Source organism: Bacillus changyiensis (assembly GCF_027706145.1).
GTDB classification, from domain to species: domain Bacteria; phylum Bacillota; class Bacilli; order Bacillales; family Bacillaceae; genus Bacillus; species Bacillus changyiensis.
In genome coordinates this window covers 852700-876931 of sequence record NZ_JAQFWW010000001.1, presented here as the reverse complement: position 1 = coordinate 876931, position 24232 = coordinate 852700, and the positions used below count along the sequence as shown (strand labels likewise).

The window sequence follows — 24232 nt, the reverse complement described above, 5'->3', positions numbered from 1 at the left end:
AAAATATGAACTGTATGTCTAACAACTACTAATAATCATTTAAAGAAACTGATTTTGAACTCGGAGAGGTTTGATATGATGAAATTAACTAAGCTTCTTACATACTTAAGAAATGAACCTTCCTTTACCGGCCAAGAAGACCCTGATATAACCTCAATCGAGATGGACTCCAGGGAAGTCAAAACAGGGAGTCTTTTTGTTTGTATAAAAGGCTATACAGTCGATGGTCACAAATACGCTCGACAGGCTGTTGATAAAGGAGCGGTAGCCATTCTAGCGGAAAAACAAGTTGATGTAGATGTTCCCGTTATCATTGTCAAACATTCGAAGCGTGCGCTTGCTGTCTTATCAGATGCTTTCTATGGCCAGCCCACAAAACAATTAAGACTAATTGGCATCACTGGCACCAATGGTAAGACCTCAACTTCTCACATAGCGGAAGAGATTTTTAAGCATGCCGGCAGCCGAACAGGTTTAATCGGCACGATGTACATGAAAATCAATGATCAAATACTTGATGTCAAAAATACGACACCAGAAAGTGTGACACTTCAAAAAACGTTTCGAAAAATGGTTGATCAACAAGTAGATACAGCGATAATGGAAGTTTCTTCACACGCTCTTCATATGGGGAGGGTCCATGGTTGTGATTACGATATTGCTGTATTTACTAATCTGACGCAGGATCATCTTGATTATCACGAGACGATGGAGGAGTATCAGCATGCCAAAAGTCTGCTTTTTTCTCAGCTTGGCGGAGCATTTCACCATGAAAAACCGAAGTGGGCGGTTTTAAATGCGGATGATCCCGTTTCTGAATCTTTTGCCCAAGTGACTGCCGCATATCTTCTCACATATGGCATCATAAATGAAGCTGATATCAAAGCGGTAGAGATCAAGATCACACCAAAAGGAACAAGCTTTGATCTTGTCACACCAAAGGGAACAAAACAAGTGACAATCCCGCTTGTTGGCCAATTTAATGTTTATAATGTGTTAGCAGCAGTAGCAATCGCTATTGCGGCAGATATTCCGTTTGAGACCATCACAAAAGCAATTGAAGGGTTAAGTGGTGTCAAAGGGAGATTCGAATTGGTCAATGCCGGTCAAGATTTTCCAGTGATCATTGATTATGCGCATACACCTGACAGCCTTAAAAATGTTCTCCATACGTCTCGAGCGATGACAGAAGGTAAGCTATTTGTGGTAATCGGCTGTGGCGGGGATCGTGATAAGACGAAGCGACCGCAAATGGCGAAGATCGCTACTGAGTTGGCTGATGAGCCGATTTTCACTTCGGATAACCCAAGAAGTGAAGATCCAATTGCGATTATAAAAGGTATGGAAGAAGGAGTAAGAGGGGCTTATTATCACAGTATTGTGAATCGGGAACAAGCCATCTTTTTTGCCATTACCAATGCCAAAAAAGGTGATGTCGTCCTGATCGCTGGCAAAGGCCATGAAACTTATCAGCAAATCGGTGATCAAATATTTGATTTTGATGATGCTGAAGTAGCGAAAAAAGCCATTCTTGAGTTGAAATAAACTGAAAAAGAAATACAGGAAAGAGTTGTTAATGTAATGGATGTGTTCAAAATAAATCAACATATGAAAAAAAACAGTGAATATGATAAATGCGTATGCTGTTTTCTGAAAAATAACCAAACGGGAAGGGGGGAGAACAATGATTGAACAAGTCATTTTGTTTACGATTTTAATGGGCTTTTTAATCAGTGTTCTGTTATCTCCGGTATTTATCCCGTTTTTAAGAAAACTGAAATTTGGGCAAAGCATTCGTGAAGAAGGACCAAAGTCCCATCAGAAAAAGTCGGGTACACCAACAATGGGTGGTGTCATGATTATCTTATCGATTATCGTCACGACGATCGTGATGACAATCAAATTTTCCGAAGTCAGTACCAACATGTTTCTCCTGTTGTTTGTCACTGTTGGCTACGGTCTGCTCGGCTTTTTAGATGACTATATCAAAGTCGTCATGAAGCGGAACCTTGGACTTACCTCAAAACAAAAGCTGATTGGTCAGATTGTGATCGCTGTGGCATTTTATATCGTATATTGTATTCAAGGTAAACCAACTGATATTAGTATTCCAGGGACAACGATATCACTTGAACTTGGTTGGGCTTATCTGATCGTTGTTATATTTATGCTTGTTGGCGGTTCTAATGCTGTTAATTTGACTGATGGGCTTGACGGGCTTTTATCTGGGACAGCCGCGATCGCATTTGGTGCATTTGCCATTTTGGCATGGAATCAATCACAGCAGGATGTTGCGATTTTTTCGGTAGCCATAGTTGGAGCGGTTTTAGGGTTTTTAGTCTTTAATGCTCATCCAGCAAAGGTTTTTATGGGTGACACGGGATCGCTCGCTCTTGGTGGTGCGATTGTCACGATTGCAATTCTAACAAAGTTAGAAATTCTTCTAGTCATTATCGGCGGGGTTTTTGTGATTGAAACCCTTTCTGTTATTTTGCAAGTCATTTCTTTTAAAACAACAGGTAAGCGAATCTTTAAAATGAGCCCACTCCATCATCATTATGAGCTTGTAGGCTGGTCGGAGTGGAGAGTTGTTGTTACATTTTGGACAGCAGGACTTCTGTTTGCCGTCTTAGGAATATACATCGAGGTGTGGTTATAGTGGATACTGAAGGCTTATTACAAAATCAAAACGTCCTTGTATTAGGACTGGCAAAAAGCGGATATGCAGCTGCATCCATTTTACATGAGAAAGGCGTACATGTTGTGGTCAATGATCAATTGGCTTTTGAAAAAAACGAATCTGCGCAAATTCTTGCCGAAAAAGGAGTCGAAGTCATCTGTGGATCACATCCAATTGAGCTATTCGATCTTCATTCAATTGATATTTTGATTAAGAACCCGGGTATTCGCTATGAAAATGTAATGGTTAAAGAAGCGCTTAAAAGAGGCATTCCTGTCTGGACGGAGGTAGAATTAGCCTATCATCTGACAGATGCGCCGTTTATCGGTATTACAGGTTCAAATGGAAAAACGACAACGACAACGCTTGTTTATGAAATGCTGAAAGCAGATGCTAAAAAAGCGCTTGTTGCCGGAAATATTGGAACAGCAGCAAGTGAAGTTGCATATCAAGCTACCGAAGACGAATGGATCGTCACAGAGCTTTCTTCGTTTCAGCTAATGGGGACATATGCATTTAGACCGAAAATCGGTTTACTATTAAACGTATTTGATGCCCATCTTGATTATCACCATACTCGAGAAAATTATGAGCTAGCAAAACAACAGATATACCGAAATCAATCGGAAACAGACGTTGCTGTTGTCAATTTGGATGATGATGTCGTCACTCGGCTCGCGAAATGCTCAAAAGCGGAGAAAATTTATTTCTCGGTTAAACAAGAACTGGAACATGGAGCATGTATAAAAGACGGGATGATCTTGTTTCATCATGAACCAGTCATGCCACTCAAAGATGTTGTGTTACCAGGGGAACATAATTTGGAGAACATTTTGGCAACGATTTGTATTGTGAAGACCGCTGGGGTTGCCAATCAGGCTATCCAAAAAGTCCTGTCAAGTTTTAAAGGTGTAAGACACAGAATGCAATATGTAACAACTATTAAAGACAGAATGTTCTACAATGACAGTAAAGCAACAAATATCCTCGCAACGAAAAAAGCTCTATCATCCTTCGACAAACCGGTGATTCTACTTGCCGGAGGACTTGACCGTGGCAATGGATTTGATGAATTAAAGCCACACATGAATTCAGTCAAAGCGATCATTACTTTTGGGGAAACAGCCCCGAAGTTTGAGAAGTTGGGCAAAGAGTTGGGAATACAACAAGTCAAACGTGTCGATAATGTTGAACAAGCAGCATCTGCGGCTTTCAACTTGTCAGACACGGGAGATGTCATTCTCTTGTCACCAGCTTGTGCAAGCTGGGATCAGTACAAAACATTTGAAGAACGTGGTGACATGTTTGTAAATGCCGTGCATATGCTTAAATAGGGGCTTGTCTGCTTGAGAAGCCCTAAGAAAAGAAGCTTGGGGTGTTCGGCCTTTGCATACTAAAAAAACGTCACCAGACTTTTTATTGGTTATCATTACGTTATTATTGTTAACAATCGGACTGATCATGGTCTACAGTGCCAGTGCGGTATGGGCAACATACAAATATGACGATTCGTTTTTCTTTGCTAAACGGCAGCTATTATTTGCTGGAGTCGGGGTTATCGCAATGTTTTTCATCATGAATGTTGATTATTGGACATGGAGAACTTGGGCAAAAATGCTAATGATTGTCTGCTTCTTCCTCTTGGTCATTGTTCTGATTCCCGGTATTGGGATGGAGCGGAATGGCTCAAGAAGCTGGATCGGTGTAGGAGCTTTTAGTATTCAGCCTTCTGAATTTATGAAACTCGCGATGATTGCATTTTTAGCAAAATTTTTATCTGAAAAACAAAAAAATATTACCTCATTTAGAAAAGGGTTTATACCAGCCCTAGGTATCGTTTTTTCTGCTTTTCTTATCATCATGATGCAGCCTGACCTTGGAACTGGGACGGTGATGGTCACAACATGTATTATTATGATATTTGTGGCTGGGGCGAGAATCTCACACTTTGTGTTCCTCGGTTTGATCGGGCTTAGTGGATTTATCGGTCTTGTCCTGTCAGCACCATATCGAATAAAAAGGATTACGTCTTATTTAAACCCTTGGGAAGACCCTTTAGGAAGCGGCTTTCAAATTATCCAATCGCTCTATGCAGTTGGACCAGGCGGACTATTTGGACTAGGACTCGGTCAGAGCAGACAGAAGTTTTTCTATTTGCCTGAGCCGCAAACAGATTTTATTTTTGCTATTTTATCAGAAGAGCTTGGATTTATTGGTGGGTCACTGATTTTATTGCTTTTCTGTGTCCTATTATGGAGAGGTGTTAGAATAGCCTTAGGTGCACCTGACTTATACGGAAGTTTTATTGCTGTCGGTGTTATTTCAATGATCGCCATTCAGGTGATGATTAATATTGGTGTTGTGACCGGTTTAATTCCAGTCACCGGCATTACATTACCGTTTTTAAGTTATGGAGGTTCATCATTAACGTTAATGCTGATGGCAGTTGGTGTACTTCTCAATGTCAGTAGGTATTCAAGATATTAATGTGATCAGCGATAACCCTGTTAAAAAAGCAGGGTTATCGTCGTGTGAAAAAGAGATAAGGGGGAAAACAGATGCGGATCGTTGTAAGTGGAGGCGGAACGGGAGGTCATATTTATCCCGCCCTTGCATTTATTAAAGAAGTGAAACAACACCACCCAGATGTAAGTTTTTTATATATTGGGACAGATAAAGGTCTTGAGAAAAAAATTGTCGAACGAGAAAATATTCCTTTTAAAGCAATTGATATTACCGGTTTTAAAAGAAAACTATCATTTGAAAATCTCAAAACGGTTATCCGATTTTTAAAAGGTGTCAGCGAATGCAAAAAAGAGTTAAAGAAATTTCAACCGGATGCGGTGATTGGAACGGGTGGTTATGTGTGCGGACCAGTAGTTTATGCTGCCTCAAGATTAGGAATTCCGACAATTATCCACGAACAAAACAGCCTTCCTGGACTCACAAATAAATTTTTATCCAAATATGTTGACAGAGTAGCGATTTGTTTTGAAGAAGCTCAGACACATTTTCCTACAGAAAAAGTTGTTTTTACCGGAAACCCAAGGGCATCTGAAGTCGTATCTATAAAAGAGGTGAAGTCTTTAAGCACTCTAGGGTTACAGGAGAACAAGAAAACAGTCTTGATTTTCGGAGGAAGCCGCGGTGCCGCTCCGATTAATGAGGCTGTCATTGCGATGCAACAATCATTAAAAACTAGAGACTATCAAGTTCTTTATGTTACAGGAGAGGTTCATTATGAAAAAGTGATGTCAGCACTCAATCATGAAGGTATCGCCGAGAATATGGTTGTCATTCCATTTTTGCATCAAATGCCGGAATACTTGAAAGCGTTCGATTGTATTGTTGCACGGGCAGGTGCGACAACAATCGCGGAAATCACCGTCCTTGGTATTCCTAGTGTCTTGATCCCGAGTCCATACGTTACGGCGAATCATCAGGAAGTCAATGCAAACTCGCTTGGCAAGCATAACGCTGCAGTCGTTTTAAAAGAATCAGAACTTGATGGCGACCGTTTAGTTCAAGCTGTCGATCATATTTTACAAGATGAAAAAACGTTACATGAGATGAGTGAGCGCGCAAAATCTCTTGGTGTTCCTGATGCAGCCCAACGTTTGTATCATGTATTAAGTGAATTGCAACAACTAAAAAAAAGATAAAACATAAGGATTTTGGAGGTTTTCCATGGATAAAGTCATACAGGAATTAAGAGAACTTGAAGTTGGTAAAGTGCTTGAGAAAGAACCGTTGGCAAACCACACAACAATAAAAATTGGCGGCCCCGCTGATATTTTGGTGATTCCAAAAAACATTGAGGCGATTGGCGACACGATGAAGGTCATCAAAAAACATCATGTCAAATGGACTGCGATTGGCAGAGGCTCAAACTTACTTGTCCTTGATGAAGGGATAAGGGGTGTCGTGATTAAGCTGGGGACAGGTATTGACCATATTGAGATCGATGGTGAGACTGTAAGAGCAGGTGGTGGATGCTCTGTTGTTCGGCTTGCTACCGGTATCAGCAAAAAAGGACTTTCCGGTTTAGAGTTTGCCGCAGGTATTCCGGGATCAGTCGGTGGGGCAGTTTATATGAATGCAGGAGCTCATGGCTCTGACATAAGCCGAATTTTAGTGAAAGCTTTGATTCTATTTGAAGATGGAACGTTAGAGTGGCTATCAAATGAAGAAATGTTGTTTAGTTACCGTACATCTATTTTACAAAACAAGCGACCAGGAATTTGTCTTGAAGCTGTTTTCCAACTGGAACAAAAAGAGCGTGATATCATCATTGAAGAAATGCAAAAAAATAAAGATTATCGCAAAGAAACACAGCCGGTTTCAAACCCATGTGCAGGTAGCATCTTTAGGAATCCTCTTCCAGACCATGCAGGTAAGCTTATTGAACAGGCTGGATTGAAAGGTTATCAAATCGGAGGCGCAAAGGTTTCCGAGATGCATGGGAACTTTATTATTAATGCTGGGGGAGCTACAGCCAAAGATGTTCTAGATCTCATTACATTTATTCAAAAAACGATTAAAGAAAAGTATGGTGTTGATATGCATACTGAGGTTGAAATGATCGGTGAAAAACGATAAATCTTTTCAGAAATCATACTGCCTTATGGTATAATGTACGAGAAATCAAACGGCATCTTAGTATGTCGTTTGTTTCGCTAACGGCAGTTTTTTCTTTTGAATAAACACCGTGTTTCCATTTTAGGAGGCGCATTTTTCAAATAAAATAGCAATTGTCGTCATCTTTAACCTTGAGGTGAACCATCGTGAAACCCGATCAAGATAAAATCGTCAATATAGAAGAACGGATTCCGAAAATTAAAGAACAGAGAAAACAAAAGGCAAACCGCAGGCTGATTACATTTATTATTTTGTTTTTTTTCATGATGCTTGTCATTATTTACTTACAGACACCGATCAGCAAAGTGTCAACAGTAGAAATTACCGGTAATCAAAATGTATCTAAAGATAAAATTATTTCACTCTCTTCGATTGAAGCAGGAGAGACAGAATACTGGAGTCTAAATGAGCGACAAACCGAGCAAATAATTGAAAAACACAATTTAATAAAAAAAGCTCAAGTTTTTAAAAGTTTGCCCAACAAAGTGTCGATCTCTGTTGAAGAATATAAAAACATTGCTTTTTTACAAAAACATAATGCGTATTATTCTGTGCTAGAAAACGGGCAGGTTCTCTCTGATGAAGTAACACCGTCTGATCAAGCTCCCATCTTAAATGGCTGGAAGAAAGATGATAAACTCGTTCAAATGGCTAAACAATTAGACAAACTTCCTGAGACAGTAAAAAAATTGATTTCAGAAATTAATTATTCACCTCAGAAATCGAAATCTTGGAATATCAAGTTATATATGAATGATGGACATATTGTGACAGCTTCAATTAAAACTTTCGCCAATAAAATGTCTAAATATCCTATAATTGTAAAAGAGTTGCCGGGAAATCAAAAAGGGATTGTTCATTTGGAAGTCGGGACTTATTTTGAACCATTGCAAAAAAAGTCTAAGAAGGAAGAAAAACGTTGAAAAAACATACGGCCATCCTTTCGCTAGCCATGCTTGTATTGGGGTTTCTCTTGTCTTTTTCATATCAATTCACAAAAGAGATGAAAGATAAGAAGGGACCTTCGAAAAGCTGGGAAGAGGAATATTCACTGAGAGATCGGCTGATATCACAAGAAAAGCAAACCAATGCACTGAAAAATGAGTTAATGAGCAAACAGAAAGAAGTGCAGCAAACAGAAGAATCTCTCAAAGGTGAGAAAGAAGAATATGATCACATTCTCGAAGATGTCGAGAGATACAGAATGTTTGTCGGTGAAATTGGAGTTCAAGGTCAAGGAATTCAAGTCACATTAAAAGATGCTTCATATATACCTGAAGGGGAGAATGTCAATCAGTATATCATACATGAAAGCCACATCTTCCGTTTATTGAACGAACTATGGATCTCCGGCGCTGCCGCTGTATCGATCAATGGCCAGCGTGTGACACATCATTCCTATATTTCTTGCAACGGACCTGTCATTACTGTTGATGGAAACCAATATCCAGCTCCATTTGTTGTTTCCGCAATTGGGGAAGCGGATGTGCTGATACCGGCACTAAATATTGCGGGAGGTTTAGTTGACCAATTGACCCGTGATCACATCTCAGTCCATATTGAAGAACAAGCTAAAGTTATGATGGATCCTCTTTTAAATCAAGGGGAATGAAAGAGTTGATAACAGACGTGAAGAAAAACAATCGTTTTCTTAGTATCACTGTGTTGATGCTTATATTCGGCTTCATGCTCTCCGTGCAGTTCAATTCACTAAAGGAGCCCAAAGTTCGCGATACAAGAGATATTTGGGAGTTAAGGGAAGACTTAAAAGCAGAACAAACAAAACAACTTCATCTTTTAGCTGAAATCGATAAATATGAAAAGATGCTGGTAACATACCGGAAAGCGAAAGGGAATTCGAAAACGAAAGGATTGAACGAAACACTTCAAAATTTAAAAAAACAAGCAGGTTTGACTGATATCACTGGTCATGGAATAACGATTAAAATATCGCAGCTGTTTTCGGAGGAATTGACTGGACAATCAATCGAAAATCCGCCGCCAGATCTTCTGAAAAAATTAATCAATGAATTAAATATGTATGAAGCAACGGAAATGTCGATTAATGATAGAAGAGTGATCCATACGACTGTGATTAGAGATATTAATGGAATAACCAAAATAGACGGATTTCCTTTGGATGACTATCCGATAACAGTAAAAATTATCGGGGAAAATGCCGATAAACTATATAGTGGGATGATTGCTTCAAACATGCAAGATCTCTTTGCTGGAGAAAATCTCGATTTACATATAGAGAGGCCTAAAAAACAAATCAAGATTAAAGCATATGATGGTTCAATACAAGTCAATCCATTGAAACCGCTCGAAAAATCAAAAGGAGAAAATTCCTAATGTGGCTTCCAGTTCTAGGGCTTTTGCTTGGAATTGCAATCGGTTTTAGCACAAACTTTACAATACCAAGTGAGTACTCGAGTTACTTGTCTTTAGCAATCCTTGCAGCACTCGATACGATGATTGGAGGAATAAGGGCCCATTTACAAAGTGTATATGATGAACTGGTTTTTGTGACAGGTTTTTTTTTCAATATTGTAATTGCAATAGGTTTGGCTTTTCTGGGCGTTCATCTTGGTGTAGACTTGTATTTAGTCGGCATGTTTGCATTTGGCATCAGACTGTTTCAAAACATTGCGGTTATTAGAAGAATATTGCTTGTCAAATGGACAGCCTTACGGAGAAAAAATAAAAAAAATGAGATTTAAAAGAGGATATACATAGGATGTAACGAATATTCACAGTAATCCTAAAACTAAAGAAACGTGATAACTGTGTCTTTTTGTTACACACTTGTAACCCTTCATTCATTGTATTGTTGTTCGGCAAATAATAGAATAGAATTGACTGAAATGTGAGGAGGTGCCTTTAGAATGAACAACAATGAACTTTACGTCAGTCTAGACATCGGTACGTCCAATATTAAAGTGATCGTCGGTGAAATCTCAGATGATTCTCTCAACATTATCGGAGTCGGAAATGTTCCTTCAAGGGGACTGAAAAAAGGGTCAATCGTTGATATAGATGAAACTGTTCATTCTATAAAAAAAGCGTTTGAACAAGCGGAAAGGATGATAGGTTTTCCGTTGACTCATGCTATTGTTGGTGTTAATGGTAATTACATCCATATTCAAGATACGAGCGGTGTGGTCGCAGTTTCAAATGAAAATAAAGAAATTCAAGTAGAAGATGTACGGCGAGTAATGGAGGCGGCTGAAGTTGTATCGATTCCTCCGGAACAGCTCATCGTTGATGTCATTCCGAGGCAATTTATCGTTGATGGACGTGGGGATATAACAGATCCGAAAAAGATGCTCGGGGTTCGCCTTGAAGTGGAAGGATCGCTGATAACCGGTTCAAAAACAATTATTCATAATTTGCTTCGCTGTGTTGAACGGGCGGGAATTGAGATTACAGATATATGTTTGCAGCCTTTGGCTGCCGGCTCTGTCGCTCTTTCTAAAGATGAAAAGAATCTCGGTGTGGCTTTAATCGATATTGGAGGCGGCTCGACAACCGTTGCGGTCTTTGAAAATGGCCATCTTCTCTCGACAAGTGTCGTCCCTTTAGGCGGAGAAAACATTACAAAAGATTTATCAATCGGTCTTCGCACTTCTACAGAGGAAGCTGAGAGAGTGAAAAAGCAGTTTGGACATGCCTTCTATGAAGAAGCATCAGAAGAGGAAGTATTTGATGTTGCCGTCATTGGAACGGATCAACATCAAACTTTTACTCAGCGGGAAGTGGCCAACATCATTGAAGCTAGATTAGAAGAAATCTTTTTGTTTGTGGTGGAGGAACTCCATAACATGAACATTAAAGAATTGCCGGGGGGATTTGTGCTCACCGGAGGACAGGTAGGAATGCCAGGAGTCCTCAACCTTGCACAAGATATTCTTCAAAATAACGTCAGAGTGGCTAGCCCGAATTATATCGGTGTCAGAGAACCCCAGTACATGACGGGAGTCGGCCTCATTCAATTCGCATATCAAAACGCCAAAATCCAAGGCAGAAAAGTAGGATTTCAAATGCCGGTAGAAGCGGTTCAGGAAGTTGCAGCTTCCCATCAGAAACAAATGCAGCATCGTTCAAAAACAAAGTCTAAGCAACAAGCTGAGCAGAGAAAACCAAGTAAAATGAAAAAACTATTTAACATCTTTTGGGAATAGACATTAGTCATTCGACGATTAGGAGGATTTAGCATGTTAGAGTTTGAAACAAATATAGATGGCTTAGCATCGATTAAGGTAATAGGAGTAGGTGGCGGTGGAAACAATGCTGTCAATCGAATGATTGAGAATGAAGTTCAGGGAGTCGAGTTTATTGCCGTCAACACAGACGCTCAGGCTCTTAACCTTTCAAAAGCGGAAACGAAAATGCAAATTGGTGCAAAGTTGACACGCGGACTTGGTGCAGGAGCCAACCCGGAAGTTGGTAAAAAAGCGGCTGAGGAAAGTAAAGAACAAATTGAAGAAGCGCTAAGAGGCGCTGACATGGTATTTGTTACAGCAGGAATGGGTGGCGGAACTGGTACTGGAGCAGCTCCTGTTATTGCTCAAATTGCCAAAGACTTAGGAGCATTAACAGTTGGTGTTGTCACAAGACCATTTACCTTTGAAGGTAGAAAAAGACAGCTTCAAGCAGCCGGCGGAATTACAGCGATGAAGGATTCTGTTGATACTTTAATCGTTATTCCAAATGATCGCCTCCTTGAAATAGTTGATAAAAACACACCAATGCTTGAAGCATTCCGTGAAGCGGATAATGTTCTCCGTCAAGGCGTTCAAGGAATTTCAGATCTCATTGCAACACCAGGGCTGATTAACCTTGATTTTGCTGATGTGAAAACAATTATGTCAAATAAAGGATCTGCACTGATGGGAATCGGTGTTGCAACAGGTGAAAACCGTGCAGCTGAAGCAGCTAAAAAAGCTGTCTCAAGTCCACTGCTTGAAACGGCGATCGATGGTGCTCAAGGCGTTCTCATGAACATTACAGGTGGTACGAATTTAAGCTTGTATGAAGTTCAGGAAGCCGCTGATATTGTCGCTGCTGCATCAGATCAAGATGTCAACATGATCTTCGGTTCTGTTATTAATGAAAGTTTAAAAGATGAAATTGTTGTGACAGTCATTGCAACTGGTTTTATTGAACAGGATCAAGATCTGACAAAACCACAAAGACCTTTAAATCAAGGCTTAAAACAGCATCAGCACGTTCAGCAGAAACGTGAGCCGAAGCGAGAAGAACAGCCAAGTATGTCTCACCGCAACTTATCACAACCTGCCGAAGATACGCTTGATATTCCAACTTTCTTAAGAAACCGCAATAAACGCTAATCAAATCACAGAGAGCTGCCGTTAACAAAGACGGTAGCTCTTTTTTTCATGCATCTCAACTCCGAAAATTTATTTAATGAAAACTTACAAATAACGACAAAAAAATAACCCTTTTTTTACTATATTTAATATAACACCATGGTTTGACAGAAAAACATAAAAAAGGAGGTGACAAAACAACACTAGCTTTTCTCAATTGAAAAAGGGGGACTTTCTTTGAAACGAATGCTGAAAACGAAAGCACTATGCTCCATTTTAAGCGGACTTCTCATTGGATTGTTAATAATGCCTGTTGTATCTGTTGGAGAGTCAACACCATTACTTACTTCTAGCAAAGATCAGGTGAAAAACCACATTTCAAGCAAAGGGAAAATCTCGAAATCACTTGTGAAACGATTCAAAAAAGCAGATAAAGTCACTTTTTTGATTAAATTGAAAGATCAGATTAATCCTCAAAAAGTTGCAAAACAAGCAGAAAAGAAAGCAAAAAAGCAATCTCTAAGCCCATCTAAACTAGAATATCAAAAGCACTCGGCAGTGGTTTCTTCTTTAAGAATCCAAGCGGATAAGACACAAAGTAATCTAAAAAACTATCTTAAAAAACAAGCGAAAAAGGGAAATGCTAATCAGATTCACTCATTTTATATTGTCAACGGTATGGCAGTCCATGCGACAAAAGAAGTAATGGAACAAGTAGCTGCTTTTCCTGAAGTAGAAAAGGTGTTACCAAATGAAACAAGACAACTTATTAAATCCTCCAAAAAATTGAACAAACAAAAATCAGTCCCGGCTCAAGAAGGGATTGAATGGAACATCTCCAAAATTAACGCACCAGAAGCATGGAAAATAGGGTATGACGGTACTGGTACAGTTGTAGCCACAATTGACACTGGTGTACAGTGGGATCACCCTGCACTCAAAGAAAAATATCGCGGATATAATCGTGAGCATCCTGATCAAACAAATCATGAGTTCAACTGGTTTGATGCGACTGCTGGACAACCTGAACCATATGATGACCTTGAACATGGAACACATGTGACAGGTACAATGGTCGGCTCAGAGCCTAATAAGAAAAATCAAATTGGAGTTGCACCAGGCGCAAAATGGATTGCAGTCAAAGCTTTTACAGCTGATGGTGCTACAGATGCTGACTTACTAAAAGCAGGTGAATGGATTTTAGCGCCTAAAGACAAAGAAGGAAATCCTCATCCAGAAATGGCGCCAGATGTTGTCAATAATTCTTGGACAGGCAAATCTGGTCTTGATGAATGGTATCGTGATATGGTCAAGACGTGGCGGGCTGCTGGTATTTTTCCTGAATTTTCAGCAGGGAATGCTGATGAAACAACCCTGGGTGGTTCTGCTTCAATTGCAATTCCGGCAAATTACCCTGAAAGTTTCGCAACAGGTGCGACAGATACCAATAATCATTTGGCCGATTTTTCTTTACTTGGCCCATCACCATATGATGAAGTAAAACCCGAGATGACCGCACCTGGTGTTAATATTCGCTCTTCTGTTCCAGGAGGCGGATATCAAGATGGGTGGAATGGTACATCAATGGCAGGGCCACATGTTGCTGGAGTAGCCGCCCTACTTAAACAAGCAAATTCATCGCTTTCAGTTGATGAAATCGAAAAAATACTAATAAATACAGCAACACCTCTTACTGATAGCAAATTTGGTGAGACACCTAACAACGGGTATGGACATGGACTTGTTAATGCATTTGATGCAGTATCTTCTGTCACAAAAGGATTGGGTAGAGTAGAAGGCAAAGTTGGAAAAGAAGGTGAAGATCGTCAAGCACCGACATTAACCCATGAAGGGGTAAAAGAAGTATTCTCTGGTGCCGATCTACCGCTTGTCGCTAAAGTTGAAGATAATATTAGCATTTCATCAGTCAAGTTGAGCTATAAAACAGATTCTTCCGATTGGCAAACAATGGCTGCCAAACAAACAGAGGGAGACTACAAAAAAGGAACGTTTGAAGCGACCATTCCTTCTGTTAAAGGAAAAGCACTTTCCTATAAATGGATTGTTACAGATTATGGTGGAAATCAAATAGAATCTAAAGTTTATGAACTCCCAGTGTCTCCGGCAATTACAACAGGTTATAAAACAGATTTTGAAACACCTGTTAAAGGATGGGTCAGCTCAGGAGTAAAAGATTCATGGGAACAAGGTGTCCCACAATCAGGTCCTAAATCAGCTGTATCTGGAAAACAAGTATATGGGACAAATCTGACTGGACCATATGATGATGGAGCAAATATGAACCTGATTATGCCTCCTATAAAAGTGCCAGAGAAAGAAAAACTCTTTCTACAATTTAAATATTGGCATCAAATAGAGGAGGACTTTGACTACGGATTCGTTTATATCCAACCTGAAGGTAAAGAAGAGTGGGTGAAAGCCGCTGAGTACAATGGTTTGACTGCAAAATGGATGGATGAAAAAATTGATTTGTCAGCCTATCAAGGCCAAAAAATTAAGGTGATGTTTAATCTTCAGTCTGACGACAGTCTTCCAGAAGACGGTTTATATATTGATGATATCGAGCTTGTCAAAGACCCGAAAATAACTGGAAATAAAAACCGGCTTGGTGTAGAAAAACGTTCAAAAAAAAGGAAACATTCACCAAAAAAACAAACGATTGATCCGAAAAAAACAAAACCTGCAAATATGATGAAACAAAAAGCTAAAGTAGAAAAAGCAGTACCAACAATGCTCCCATTAAAAGCTAAAGTCAGCGTTCTTGAAACTGGAAAATCAACTTATTCAAGTGCAGCAACCGGAAAATATAATCTTTCACATTTGACTGGTACTTATACAATGCAAGCTGAGACATACGGATATGAATCTGAGAAGCAAACTGTCAAAATTGAGGCTGATCAAACAACGAACATTCATTTTGTCATGAAAGAGCTTGAGAAAGGTACACTGTCGGGAATCGTTAAAAATAAAAAAACAGGTGAACCTATAGAAAATGCTAAGCTATATCTGATTGAAGATGCCGCCGTTAAACCAGTGGAGACTGATAAACATGGACGATATTCATTGACTGCCTATAAAAACTCTTATACAGTCAAAGTCATTGCAAAAGGCTATTACAGCAGTGAATTTACAGTTGATTTAAAAGGCAATATGACCAAAAATGTTGAGCTTAAACCATTTATCGGCTATCCTGGAGAAATTGGTTATGATGATGGGACAAGTGAAAATGGTTGGGTTTTTGATCAAGTAGGCAACGCATTCGCTGTAAAAATGTCTCTAGATAAAGGTAAGGAAAAAGCGATGTTAAAAGGTGGTTTATTTAAATTCTGGGATGAAGCATTTCCAAATCCGGGCGGAACGAAATTTGCAGTTGAGGTTTATGATGACTCAGGAGAAAAAGGGGCTCCGGGCAAAAAAATTGCTGGGCCGTTTACTGGGGAAGCGATTCGCGATGGATCAGTATGGACCAACATTGATTTGAGTGATAAAGCGATAATGGTTGGAAAAGATTTTTACCTTGTCTGTGTTCAAACACAAGATGCAGATCATTCTCCAGCTCTTGGTGCAGATGAAGATGGCGTTTATTCTGGTCGAAGCTGGGAATATTCTAATGGATCATGGTCAAAAGTATCGTCAGAACAAGGGAATATGATGATCCGTGCTTTAGTTGATTATGAGGTTGCCGTACCGATTATTACATCGCCAAAAGACGGGTTGATCACGAACAAGAAGAAAACGATGATCAAAGGGACAACATCACCAACAACAACTGTACATCTCTTTAATGGCAACAAAGAAATCGGAAGAACAGAAACTGACAAAGACGGTAAATTTACAAAAGAGATTCAATTAAATAATGAAGAAAACATGATCACTGCAAAGGCATCTGTCGCTTCGGGAACAACCGATGCCTCAGCACCTGTTCGGATTGTACTTGACCAAACAAAACCAAAGCTTTCCATCACTTCACCACATCACGGATCGAAATTTAATAAAGAAGCAGTAACAGTAAGAGGTACTGTCTCGGATAAACATTTACAATCGGTTAAAGTGAACGGCAAAAAGGCAACTGTTAAAAATGGTAAATATTCAGTTCGGATTCTGCTTGATCAGGGTAAAAATGATATTGGTGTAACAGCGGCTGATGCTGCAGGTAATCAAACAACTAAAAAAGTGATGCTTGATGTTAACTTTAAAACACCACAAATTAAACATTTAAAACCGACTAAAAATAAAAGATTAAAAACAGGTGAAACTGTCAAAATTGAGTTTGAAAGTGCTCCGCATTTAGATGCTGTCTTTGTCATGAGAATGCCGTTGACAAACTTTAATATCACCTCGAAGAACGTGACTGAACTGCCAATGAGAGAGGTTTCAAAAGGTAAGTATGAAGGATACTGGACTGCCACCAAAGGCTCAAAAGCAAAAGGAGCGGAAATTGAGGTCATTGTCCGCGATAACTATGGCAATATTGCAAGAAAAACGGCAAAAGGAAAATTGTATATTCATTAAACAGAAAACGCTGTCTGAATTCAGGCAGCGTTTTTTTAAATCGACAAATTCAGTATGAATCTCTCAAAAAATGTACCTCCTGTGCAACACTAACTGACAGACTTTACCTTTGGGCTTGATTTATACTTATGAAAAACAATCTACAGGTGCGAGATCATGAGAGGGGACGGATGTGGAAATATATTTAGATGTGATTTGGGTATTAAACTTTTGTTTTGATTTACTTCTGCTAATGATGACTTCCTTTATTTTGAAACGAAGGGTAAAAAAGTCAAGGTTTATTCTGGGGGCGTTTGTCGCATCGAGCATCATTTTGTTCATGTTTACCCCTTTCTCACCATATGTCCTTCATCCAGTAGGTAAGCTTTCTTTTTCTGTTTTCATTGTGATCGCAACATTTGGCTTTAAACGGTTCCGGTTTTTTCTGCAAAACTTGTTTGCTTTCTATTTCGCTACTTTTCTTATAGGAGGAGGGATAATTGGAGCACATTCATTGCTTAAAACAAACTCAATCATGAACAACGGTGTCATCATGACAAGTTGGTCCGGTTTTGGTGATCCTGTCAGTTGGTTGTTTGTCGCTGTTGGATTTCCCGCAATATGGCTGTTTTCTAAAAAGCGTTTTGAGGATGTTGAGATGAAAAAACTTCAATATGAAGAACGGGTGCGTCTGCAAGTGGAATTTGCTGATGAAACACTATTTTTTGGGGGACTGATTGATTCAGGAAATCAGCTCTATGATCCGATTACAAAAACACCTGTGATGATTGTCAATATTGAAAAGCTAAACAGTGTTCTTGGGGAAGAGGGGATTTCCGTTATCATGGAAAAAAGTCCTCTTGATGCGATCGAACAGCTTGATCATATCAAACGGGTTCGGTTAATTCCGTATCGGGGGGTCGGTCATCAACACCAATTTTTAATCTGTTTAAAACCGGATCATGTGCAGATTTTTACGAAAAAAGAGGCGCTTGAATCGCCTAGTTGTTTGGTTGGTATTAGTACATCACCGTTATCTGTTGATGGAGAGTTTGATGCTATTGTTCATCCAAAGATGGTGTCAGCAGGAACTGTTGTTCAACACGTGTCATAAAATACTTAAGTTTAATAGGGGGAGGAAGATGAAAAAACTAAAACTAAGATTTACCTATCTCTGGTACAAACTATTGACAAAACTGGGCTTGAAAAGTGATGAGATCTACTATATTGGAGGAAGTGAGGCACTACCGCCTCCATTATCCAAAGATGAAGAACAGGTACTTCTTCACAAACTTCCAAATGGGGATCAAGCAGCACGAGCCATTTTAATTGAAAGAAATTTAAGGCTTGTTGTGTATATCGCCAGAAAGTTTGAGAATACAGGCATCAATATCGAAGATTTAATTAGCATTGGTACGATCGGTCTGATTAAGGCAGTCAACACATTTAATCCTGAGAAAAAAATCAAACTAGCTACATATGCATCTAGATGTATTGAAAATGAAATTTTAATGTATTTAAGACGTAACAATAAAATCCGCTCAGAAGTATCTTTTGATGAGCCGCTCAATATTGATTGGGATGGAAATGAGCTTCTCCTATCAGATGTCCTTGGAACAGAAAATGACATTATTACAAAAGATATAGAAGCAAGTGTTGATAAAAAACTATTAAAAAAAGCGCTTGAACAGCTGAATGCTAGAGAAAAACAAATCATGGAACTCCGATTCGGGCTCGTAGGAGAAGAAGAAAAAACGCAAAAAGACGTTGCTGATATGCTCGGGATTTCTCAATCATACATATCCCGGCTTGAAAAAAGAATTATTAAAAGGCTAAGAAAAGAATTCAATAAAATGGTGTAATTTTTTTAGGGAAATTGAAGCGTTGCTAGCCTAGGGTTTTAGCATCTGCTTTCTTATTTTTGGAAATCGGTAATGCATATTTTTCCTACCCAAGGAGATACTGATCCTTGTACAGCAGCTCCTGTAGGGAGGGAAAAAGATGTCGAGAAATAAAGTGGAAATCTGCGGAGTTGATACATCAAAGTTACCCGTACTCAAGAATGAAGAGATGAGAAAGTTATTCAAGCAAATGCAGGATTTAGGAGACCGCTCAGCAAGAGAAAAGCTTGTTAACGGCAATTTACGCCTTGTCTTAAGTGTCATTCAAAGATTTAACAACAGAGGAGAATATGTTGACGACTTATTCCAAGTGGGCTGTATCGGACTAATGAAATCAATTGATAATTTTGACCTGAGCCACAATGTTAAGTTCTCAACATATGCTGTACCAATGATCATCGGAGAAATTCGCAGATACTTGCGTGATAACAATCCTATCCGGGTATCGCGGTCATTGCGAGATATTGCGTACAAAGCGTTGCAAGTAAGAGAGCGTCTTATTAGTGAGACAAGCAGGGAGCCGACGGCAGAAGAAATTGCCAAAGTCCTTGATGTGTCCCATGAAGAAATTGTCTTTGCTCTTGATGCCATCCAAGATCCTGTATCATTGTTTGAGCCTATTTACAACGACGGAGGAGACCCAATCTATGTAATGGACCAAATCAGTGATGAGCGAAACAAAGATTCACAATGGATAGAAGAACTTGCTTTAAAAGAAGGAATGAGACGGTTAAACGAACGGGAAAAAATGATTCTTCGCAAACGCTTCTTCCAAGGAAAGACACAAATGGAAGTAGCTGATGAAATTGGCATTTCCCAAGCGCAAGTGTCACGTCTAGAAAAAGCCGCTATTAAACAAATGAATAAAAATATCCATTAAAAACCGCAGATTAACTGCGGTTTTATTATGTTCAAATCATCATTTCTCTACATATTATAGACCCACAAAAAGACTCGCTAGAAAAACAGTCTAAAGAAGAGACTGCCATTCATATAATCATACAAGGATACGAAACATAGGGGGCTAACGAAATATGATGACCATTTCCACTTTTCAGTTGAAAGATGTTGTGAATGTATCAAATGGAAAAAGGCTTGGCTCTATCGGTGATATTGACATCAATGTAACATCAGGGAAAATTCAGGCAGTTGTCATCGGTGGAACAGGAAAAGTTTTTGGATTTTTTGGAAAAGAAGAGGAAATTGTTATTCCGTGGCGAAATATAGTTAAAATTGGTGAAGATGTCATTTTAGTACGTTTGAATTGAATAATAAAACCAGTTATCTGCAATGTTCAACCTCAATATTTCGCCTAAAAATATGACTAAACGTCATATATTAGCAATAATTATTTCAAAAAATACATTTCGTTTAGTTTTTTGAGACGAAACTAAACGAAACCACGAAGATGTGTTAAAATAGGAGCGATATCATGAAAAAAATTGTGTCGAAAGGTTGATCAGCATGAGTACATATAAACCCTTTCGTCTTCAGGCTCCGTCTATGCTTGTTATTGAGGATTGGAAGGATATTGGGAGAGCGGACGGAGCAATTATTGCCGGATTTACTACAAAAAACGGCGGTGAAAGCGAACCGCCTTTTCAATCACTAAATACAGGGCTGCACGTACTCGATCATCAGCAGCATGTCACAAATAACAGACAAAAGATTGCAGGCATTCTTCAAACCGATTTAAATGATTGGGTTTTTGCCGATCAAACTCATGAAAACCACATTCATAAAGTGACTTCAGAGGATCGCGGGAAAGGTGCTTTCCGATATGAAACAGCGTTACAAGCGACAGATGGACTTTATACTAATGAACAGAATCTTTTTTTGGCCCTCTGTTTTGCGGATTGTGTTCCTGTTTATTTTTACGACTCTGTTCGTTCATTAATAGGGATTGCACATGCCGGATGGAAAGGAACAACCATGGAGATTGTCAGTAAAATGGTTGAAACATGGGTCAGCAGGGAGGGCTCAAACCTTCAGGATATTCATGCTATCATCGGCCCTGCAATCGGTGAATGTTGTTATACAGTTGACGATCATGTCATATCAAAACTTAGAAATCTTCCGTTTCTGCATGAAAAAAAAGCTTTTTTGCCGATAAAAGAAGGGAAGTACCGTTTAAACCTGAAAGAGGTGAATAGACAGCTTCTTTTACATGCGGGAATTCCGAATGGGCAGATTCAAGTGAGTTCATTGTGTACGAGCTGTGAACATACTTTGTTTTTCTCCCACCGCAGAGATCAGGGGAAAACGGGAAGAATGATGTCTTTCATCGGACTAAAGGAGGTTTAGCTTCAGGTGGATGTAAAAAGTAATTTACAACATATACATGACAAAATAACCGAAGCCTGTAAAAAAGCAGACAGAACTCCAAAGGATGTATCTGTCATTGCTGTGACAAAGTATGTCTCACCTGAAAGAGCGCGAGAAGCGCTCGATGCTGGGATCATGCATTTAGGAGAAAATCGTGATACAGGATTGCTTCACAAGTTGGAGATATTAAAAGATAGACAACCTGTGTGGCATTTTATCGGTACACTGCAAACAAGAAAGGTAAAAACGATCATTGATCATGTTTCATATATCCATTCTTTAGACAGACTCTCATTAGCCGATGAAATACAAAAAAGAGCCAAAAAACCGGTCAGCTGTTTTGTACAGGTCAATACATCTTTAGAAACTTCAAAACACGGTATGACAAAAGAAGAAGTTCTTCCTTTTGTTAAAGCACTGACTGCTCATGAAAATATTCGAATCATTGGATTAATGACCATGGCTCCTTTTACAGATGACGAGACAGAGCTTAGAAACTGTTTTCGTTTATTAAGGGAGTTGCGTGATGATGTTCAACAACTGGAACAATGGAATGCTCCATGTCGTGATTTGTCAATGGGGATGTCAAATGACTTTACAATCGCGGTTGAGGAAGGTGCGACATTTATCAGAATCGGATCTTCACTAGTCGGAAATGAAATTGGAGGTGGACAAAGATGAGCCTTAAAAATAAGTTTAAAAACTTTTTTTCCTTAGAAGATGAGGAATATGAATACGAATATATTGAAACAGACAGGGAAGACATTCCTGAAGAGCACGAATACAAAGACGACACCGCCCACCAATCAAAAGCTTCTGGGAAGCAGAATGTCGTCAGTTTGCAAAGTGTGCAAAAATCTTCTAAAGTAGTATTATGTGAGCCTCGGGTGTATGCGGAAGCTCAAGAGATCGCCGATCACCTGAAAAATCGTCGCGCTGTTGTTGTCAATTTGCAGCGAATTCAGCATGATCAAGCGAAAAGGATTGTTGATTTCTTAAGCGGTACGGTTTATGCCATCGGCGGAGATATTCAGCGGATCGGCGCTGATATCTTTTTATGCACACCTGATAATGTTGATGTCTCAGGCACGATATCCGAGCTTATGGAAGAAGAACACCAGAGGTGGTAAATGACAAATGGATCTAATATTTATAATTTTAAGCAGGCTGTTAAACATTTATTTTTATGCCCTTATCATTTACATTCTGATGTCTTGGGTCCCAAATGCGAGAGAATCATCGATCGGAAGGTTGTTGGAAGCAGTTTGTGAGCCATATCTGGAACCATTCAGAAAGATTATTCCCCCGCTTGGAATGATTGATATCTCCCCGGTTGTCGCCATTTTTCTGCTAAGATTTGCAGATCAGGGTTTATGGATGGTGCACAATTTGTTAACTTCGATGTAAAGTAGGAGATGATCTTCGTTGGCGGCGATTTTGAACGTTTGTGTGCTTTTCATGATCGCCCCCAATGATCCTTTACATAGAAAGGACAGATGATGAACGACATTTATCAACATTTTAGAAAAGATGAAGAGCCTTTTATCGATCAAGCTCTCGAATGGAAACGAATCGTAACGGAACAATATACAATAAAACTGACCGATTTCTTGGATCCGCGGGAGCAGGTTATACTAACTTCTGTTATCGGTCATTCTGATGAAGTGAAGCTCGGCTTGTTCGGCGGCTTTCGAGAATCTGAAAGAAAACGAGCCATTCTTTATCCTGAATATGCGGAACCATTGATAAATGACTATCAGATTCAAGCTTTTGAAGTCACCTATCCGCATAAGTTTGCTTCGATCGAACACCGCGAACTTCTTGGTTCTTTAATGGGACTCGGACTCAAACGGCAAAAATTTGGGGATTTCATCTTCGCGGGGGATATACGGCAATTCGTTTGTTCTGAAGAAGTTGCTGATTTTGTTTTTTTTCACCTCACTCATATCGGAAGGGTAAAAATCGGACTTGAAAAAATCCCGCTTGCAGAGCTTCACATACCTGAACAACATGTCGAAATAAGGGAAGACACGGTCTCATCTTTAAGGCTTGATACAGTTTGTTCACAAGTGATTAGACAATCTCGGCAAAAAGCGCAGGCTTTAGTGAAAAACGGACTTGTAAAAGTGAACTGGAAGCTTGTCGAAGACACTTCCTACTCACTACTTGAAGGGGATATGCTATCTGTTCGAGGCTTTGGCCGCTTTAAACTGACAAACATTGATGGGAAAACAAAAAAAGGAAGATGGAGATTGACAATTGCAAAACAAAAATAAATGGTTTTGCCGATTCTTCTTGTTCATTTGTACATAAAAGAAAATTATGGAGGTGGCTGGTATGCCTTTGACCCCAAATGATATTCATAATAAAACATTTACAAAAGCGTTTCGTGGCTATGAGGAAGATGAAGTAAATGAATTTTTGGCTCAAGTAAGGAAGGATTATGAGATTGTTCTTCGTAAAAAAAGTGAGCTTGAAGAAAAAGTAAATGAATTGGACGAGCGTCTAGGTCATTTTTCAACAATTGAAGAAACATTAAATAAGTCGATTCTTATCGCACAGGAAGCGGCAGAAGATGTAAAACGAAATTCTGAGAAAGAAGCGAAACTGATTGTCCGTGAAGCGGAGAAAAACGCTGATCGAATCATCAATGAAGCTCTCTCTAAATCAAGAAAGATTGCGATGGAAATTGAAGAGCTAAAGAAACAGTCTAAAGTGTTTAGAACTCGCTTCCAAATGTTGATTGAAGCACAGCTTGATTTACTGAAAAATGATGATTGGGATCATTTACTTGAGTATGAAGTGGATGCCGTTTTTGATGAAAGAGACTAGCATTTCTTTTC

The 24232-nt window shown here is 39.3% G+C and carries 23 protein-coding genes; all 23 read left to right on the top strand.

What is annotated here, in order from left to right; all coding sequences use genetic code 11:
* Positions 1–78: 78 nt before the first annotated feature.
* The 23 genes from PDT38_RS04575 (at position 79) to PDT38_RS04465 (ending at position 24221) form a co-directional block, all read left to right on the top strand.
* On the top strand, positions 79–1545 hold the full coding sequence (locus PDT38_RS04575) for a UDP-N-acetylmuramoyl-L-alanyl-D-glutamate--2,6-diaminopimelate ligase (protein WP_270800136.1): 1467 nt from the start codon (positions 79–81) through the stop codon (positions 1543–1545).
* Between the two features lie 139 nt (positions 1546–1684).
* Complete coding sequence (gene mraY, locus PDT38_RS04570; protein WP_270799336.1) at positions 1685–2659, top strand: phospho-N-acetylmuramoyl-pentapeptide-transferase; 975 nt, start codon at positions 1685–1687, stop codon at positions 2657–2659.
* Complete coding sequence (gene murD, locus PDT38_RS04565) at positions 2659–4014, top strand: UDP-N-acetylmuramoyl-L-alanine--D-glutamate ligase (RefSeq protein WP_270799335.1); 1356 nt, start codon at positions 2659–2661, stop codon at positions 4012–4014. Before mraY ends, murD begins: the two co-directional genes overlap by 1 nt.
* Before the next feature lie 52 nt (positions 4015–4066).
* A complete protein-coding gene (spoVE, locus tag PDT38_RS04560) occupies positions 4067–5167 on the top strand; it encodes a stage V sporulation protein E (RefSeq protein ID WP_270799334.1) in 1101 nt (366 codons plus the stop codon).
* 71 nt (positions 5168–5238) lie between these two features.
* Positions 5239–6342, top strand: a complete 1104-nt coding sequence (murG, locus tag PDT38_RS04555; protein ID WP_270799333.1) for an undecaprenyldiphospho-muramoylpentapeptide beta-N-acetylglucosaminyltransferase — start codon at positions 5239–5241, stop codon at positions 6340–6342.
* A 25-nt stretch (positions 6343–6367) separates the two neighbouring features.
* On the top strand, positions 6368–7279 hold the full coding sequence (murB, locus tag PDT38_RS04550) for a UDP-N-acetylmuramate dehydrogenase (protein WP_270799332.1): 912 nt from the start codon (positions 6368–6370) through the stop codon (positions 7277–7279).
* A gap of 185 nt (positions 7280–7464) precedes the next feature.
* Entirely contained in the window at positions 7465–8241 is a 777-nt protein-coding gene (locus PDT38_RS04545) for a cell division protein FtsQ/DivIB (RefSeq protein WP_270799331.1), read from the top strand.
* Complete coding sequence (locus tag PDT38_RS04540; protein ID WP_270799330.1) at positions 8238–8930, top strand: DUF881 domain-containing protein; 693 nt, start codon at positions 8238–8240, stop codon at positions 8928–8930. Before PDT38_RS04545 ends, PDT38_RS04540 begins: the two co-directional genes overlap by 4 nt.
* A gap of 17 nt (positions 8931–8947) precedes the next feature.
* A complete protein-coding gene (locus PDT38_RS04535; RefSeq protein WP_394356239.1) occupies positions 8948–9673 on the top strand; it encodes a DUF881 domain-containing protein in 726 nt (241 codons plus the stop codon).
* Positions 9673–10041 (top strand): small basic family protein, encoded by a 369-nt coding sequence (locus PDT38_RS04530; protein ID WP_172294665.1) that lies wholly within the window; start codon positions 9673–9675, stop codon positions 10039–10041. Before PDT38_RS04535 ends, PDT38_RS04530 begins: the two co-directional genes overlap by 1 nt.
* Before the next feature lie 165 nt (positions 10042–10206).
* Positions 10207–11502 (top strand): cell division protein FtsA, encoded by a 1296-nt coding sequence (gene ftsA / locus PDT38_RS04525; protein WP_270799328.1) that lies wholly within the window; start codon positions 10207–10209, stop codon positions 11500–11502.
* Positions 11503–11535: 33 nt separating this feature from the next.
* Positions 11536–12672: a cell division protein FtsZ gene (ftsZ, locus tag PDT38_RS04520; RefSeq protein ID WP_270799327.1), complete on the top strand. Its 1137-nt coding sequence runs from the start codon at positions 11536–11538 to the stop codon at positions 12670–12672.
* Between the two features lie 216 nt (positions 12673–12888).
* Positions 12889–17184, top strand: a complete 4296-nt coding sequence (locus tag PDT38_RS04515; RefSeq protein WP_270799325.1) for a S8 family peptidase — start codon at positions 12889–12891, stop codon at positions 17182–17184.
* 172 nt (positions 17185–17356) lie between these two features.
* Positions 17357–18277, top strand: a complete 921-nt coding sequence (gene spoIIGA, locus PDT38_RS04510; RefSeq protein WP_270799324.1) for a sigma-E processing peptidase SpoIIGA — start codon at positions 17357–17359, stop codon at positions 18275–18277.
* 28 nt (positions 18278–18305) lie between these two features.
* A complete protein-coding gene (gene sigE / locus PDT38_RS04505) occupies positions 18306–19025 on the top strand; it encodes an RNA polymerase sporulation sigma factor SigE (protein ID WP_172294675.1) in 720 nt (239 codons plus the stop codon).
* A gap of 139 nt (positions 19026–19164) precedes the next feature.
* On the top strand, positions 19165–19944 hold the full coding sequence (sigG, locus tag PDT38_RS04500; RefSeq protein WP_270799322.1) for an RNA polymerase sporulation sigma factor SigG: 780 nt from the start codon (positions 19165–19167) through the stop codon (positions 19942–19944).
* A gap of 154 nt (positions 19945–20098) precedes the next feature.
* Entirely contained in the window at positions 20099–20332 is a 234-nt protein-coding gene (locus PDT38_RS04495) for a YlmC/YmxH family sporulation protein (RefSeq protein ID WP_270799321.1), read from the top strand.
* Between the two features lie 196 nt (positions 20333–20528).
* Complete coding sequence (gene pgeF, locus PDT38_RS04490; protein ID WP_270799319.1) at positions 20529–21368, top strand: peptidoglycan editing factor PgeF; 840 nt, start codon at positions 20529–20531, stop codon at positions 21366–21368.
* A gap of 6 nt (positions 21369–21374) precedes the next feature.
* Positions 21375–22070 carry a YggS family pyridoxal phosphate-dependent enzyme gene (locus PDT38_RS04485; protein ID WP_270799318.1) on the top strand — a complete coding sequence of 232 codons (696 nt, stop codon included), beginning with the start codon at positions 21375–21377 and terminating at the stop codon, positions 22068–22070.
* Positions 22067–22519: a cell division protein SepF gene (gene sepF, locus PDT38_RS04480; protein WP_270799316.1), complete on the top strand. Its 453-nt coding sequence runs from the start codon at positions 22067–22069 to the stop codon at positions 22517–22519. Before PDT38_RS04485 ends, sepF begins: the two co-directional genes overlap by 4 nt.
* A gap of 7 nt (positions 22520–22526) precedes the next feature.
* A complete protein-coding gene (locus PDT38_RS04475) occupies positions 22527–22796 on the top strand; it encodes a YggT family protein (protein ID WP_270799315.1) in 270 nt (89 codons plus the stop codon).
* A gap of 92 nt (positions 22797–22888) precedes the next feature.
* Positions 22889–23665, top strand: coding sequence for a YlmH family RNA-binding protein (locus PDT38_RS04470; RefSeq protein ID WP_270799313.1), 777 nt, complete (start codon positions 22889–22891; stop codon positions 23663–23665).
* A 61-nt stretch (positions 23666–23726) separates the two neighbouring features.
* The gene (locus PDT38_RS04465) at positions 23727–24221 is read left to right on the top strand and encodes a DivIVA domain-containing protein (protein WP_172294692.1); all 495 of its coding nucleotides are present in this window, start codon (positions 23727–23729) and stop codon (positions 24219–24221) included.
* The last annotated feature ends 11 nt before the right edge of the window (positions 24222–24232 follow it).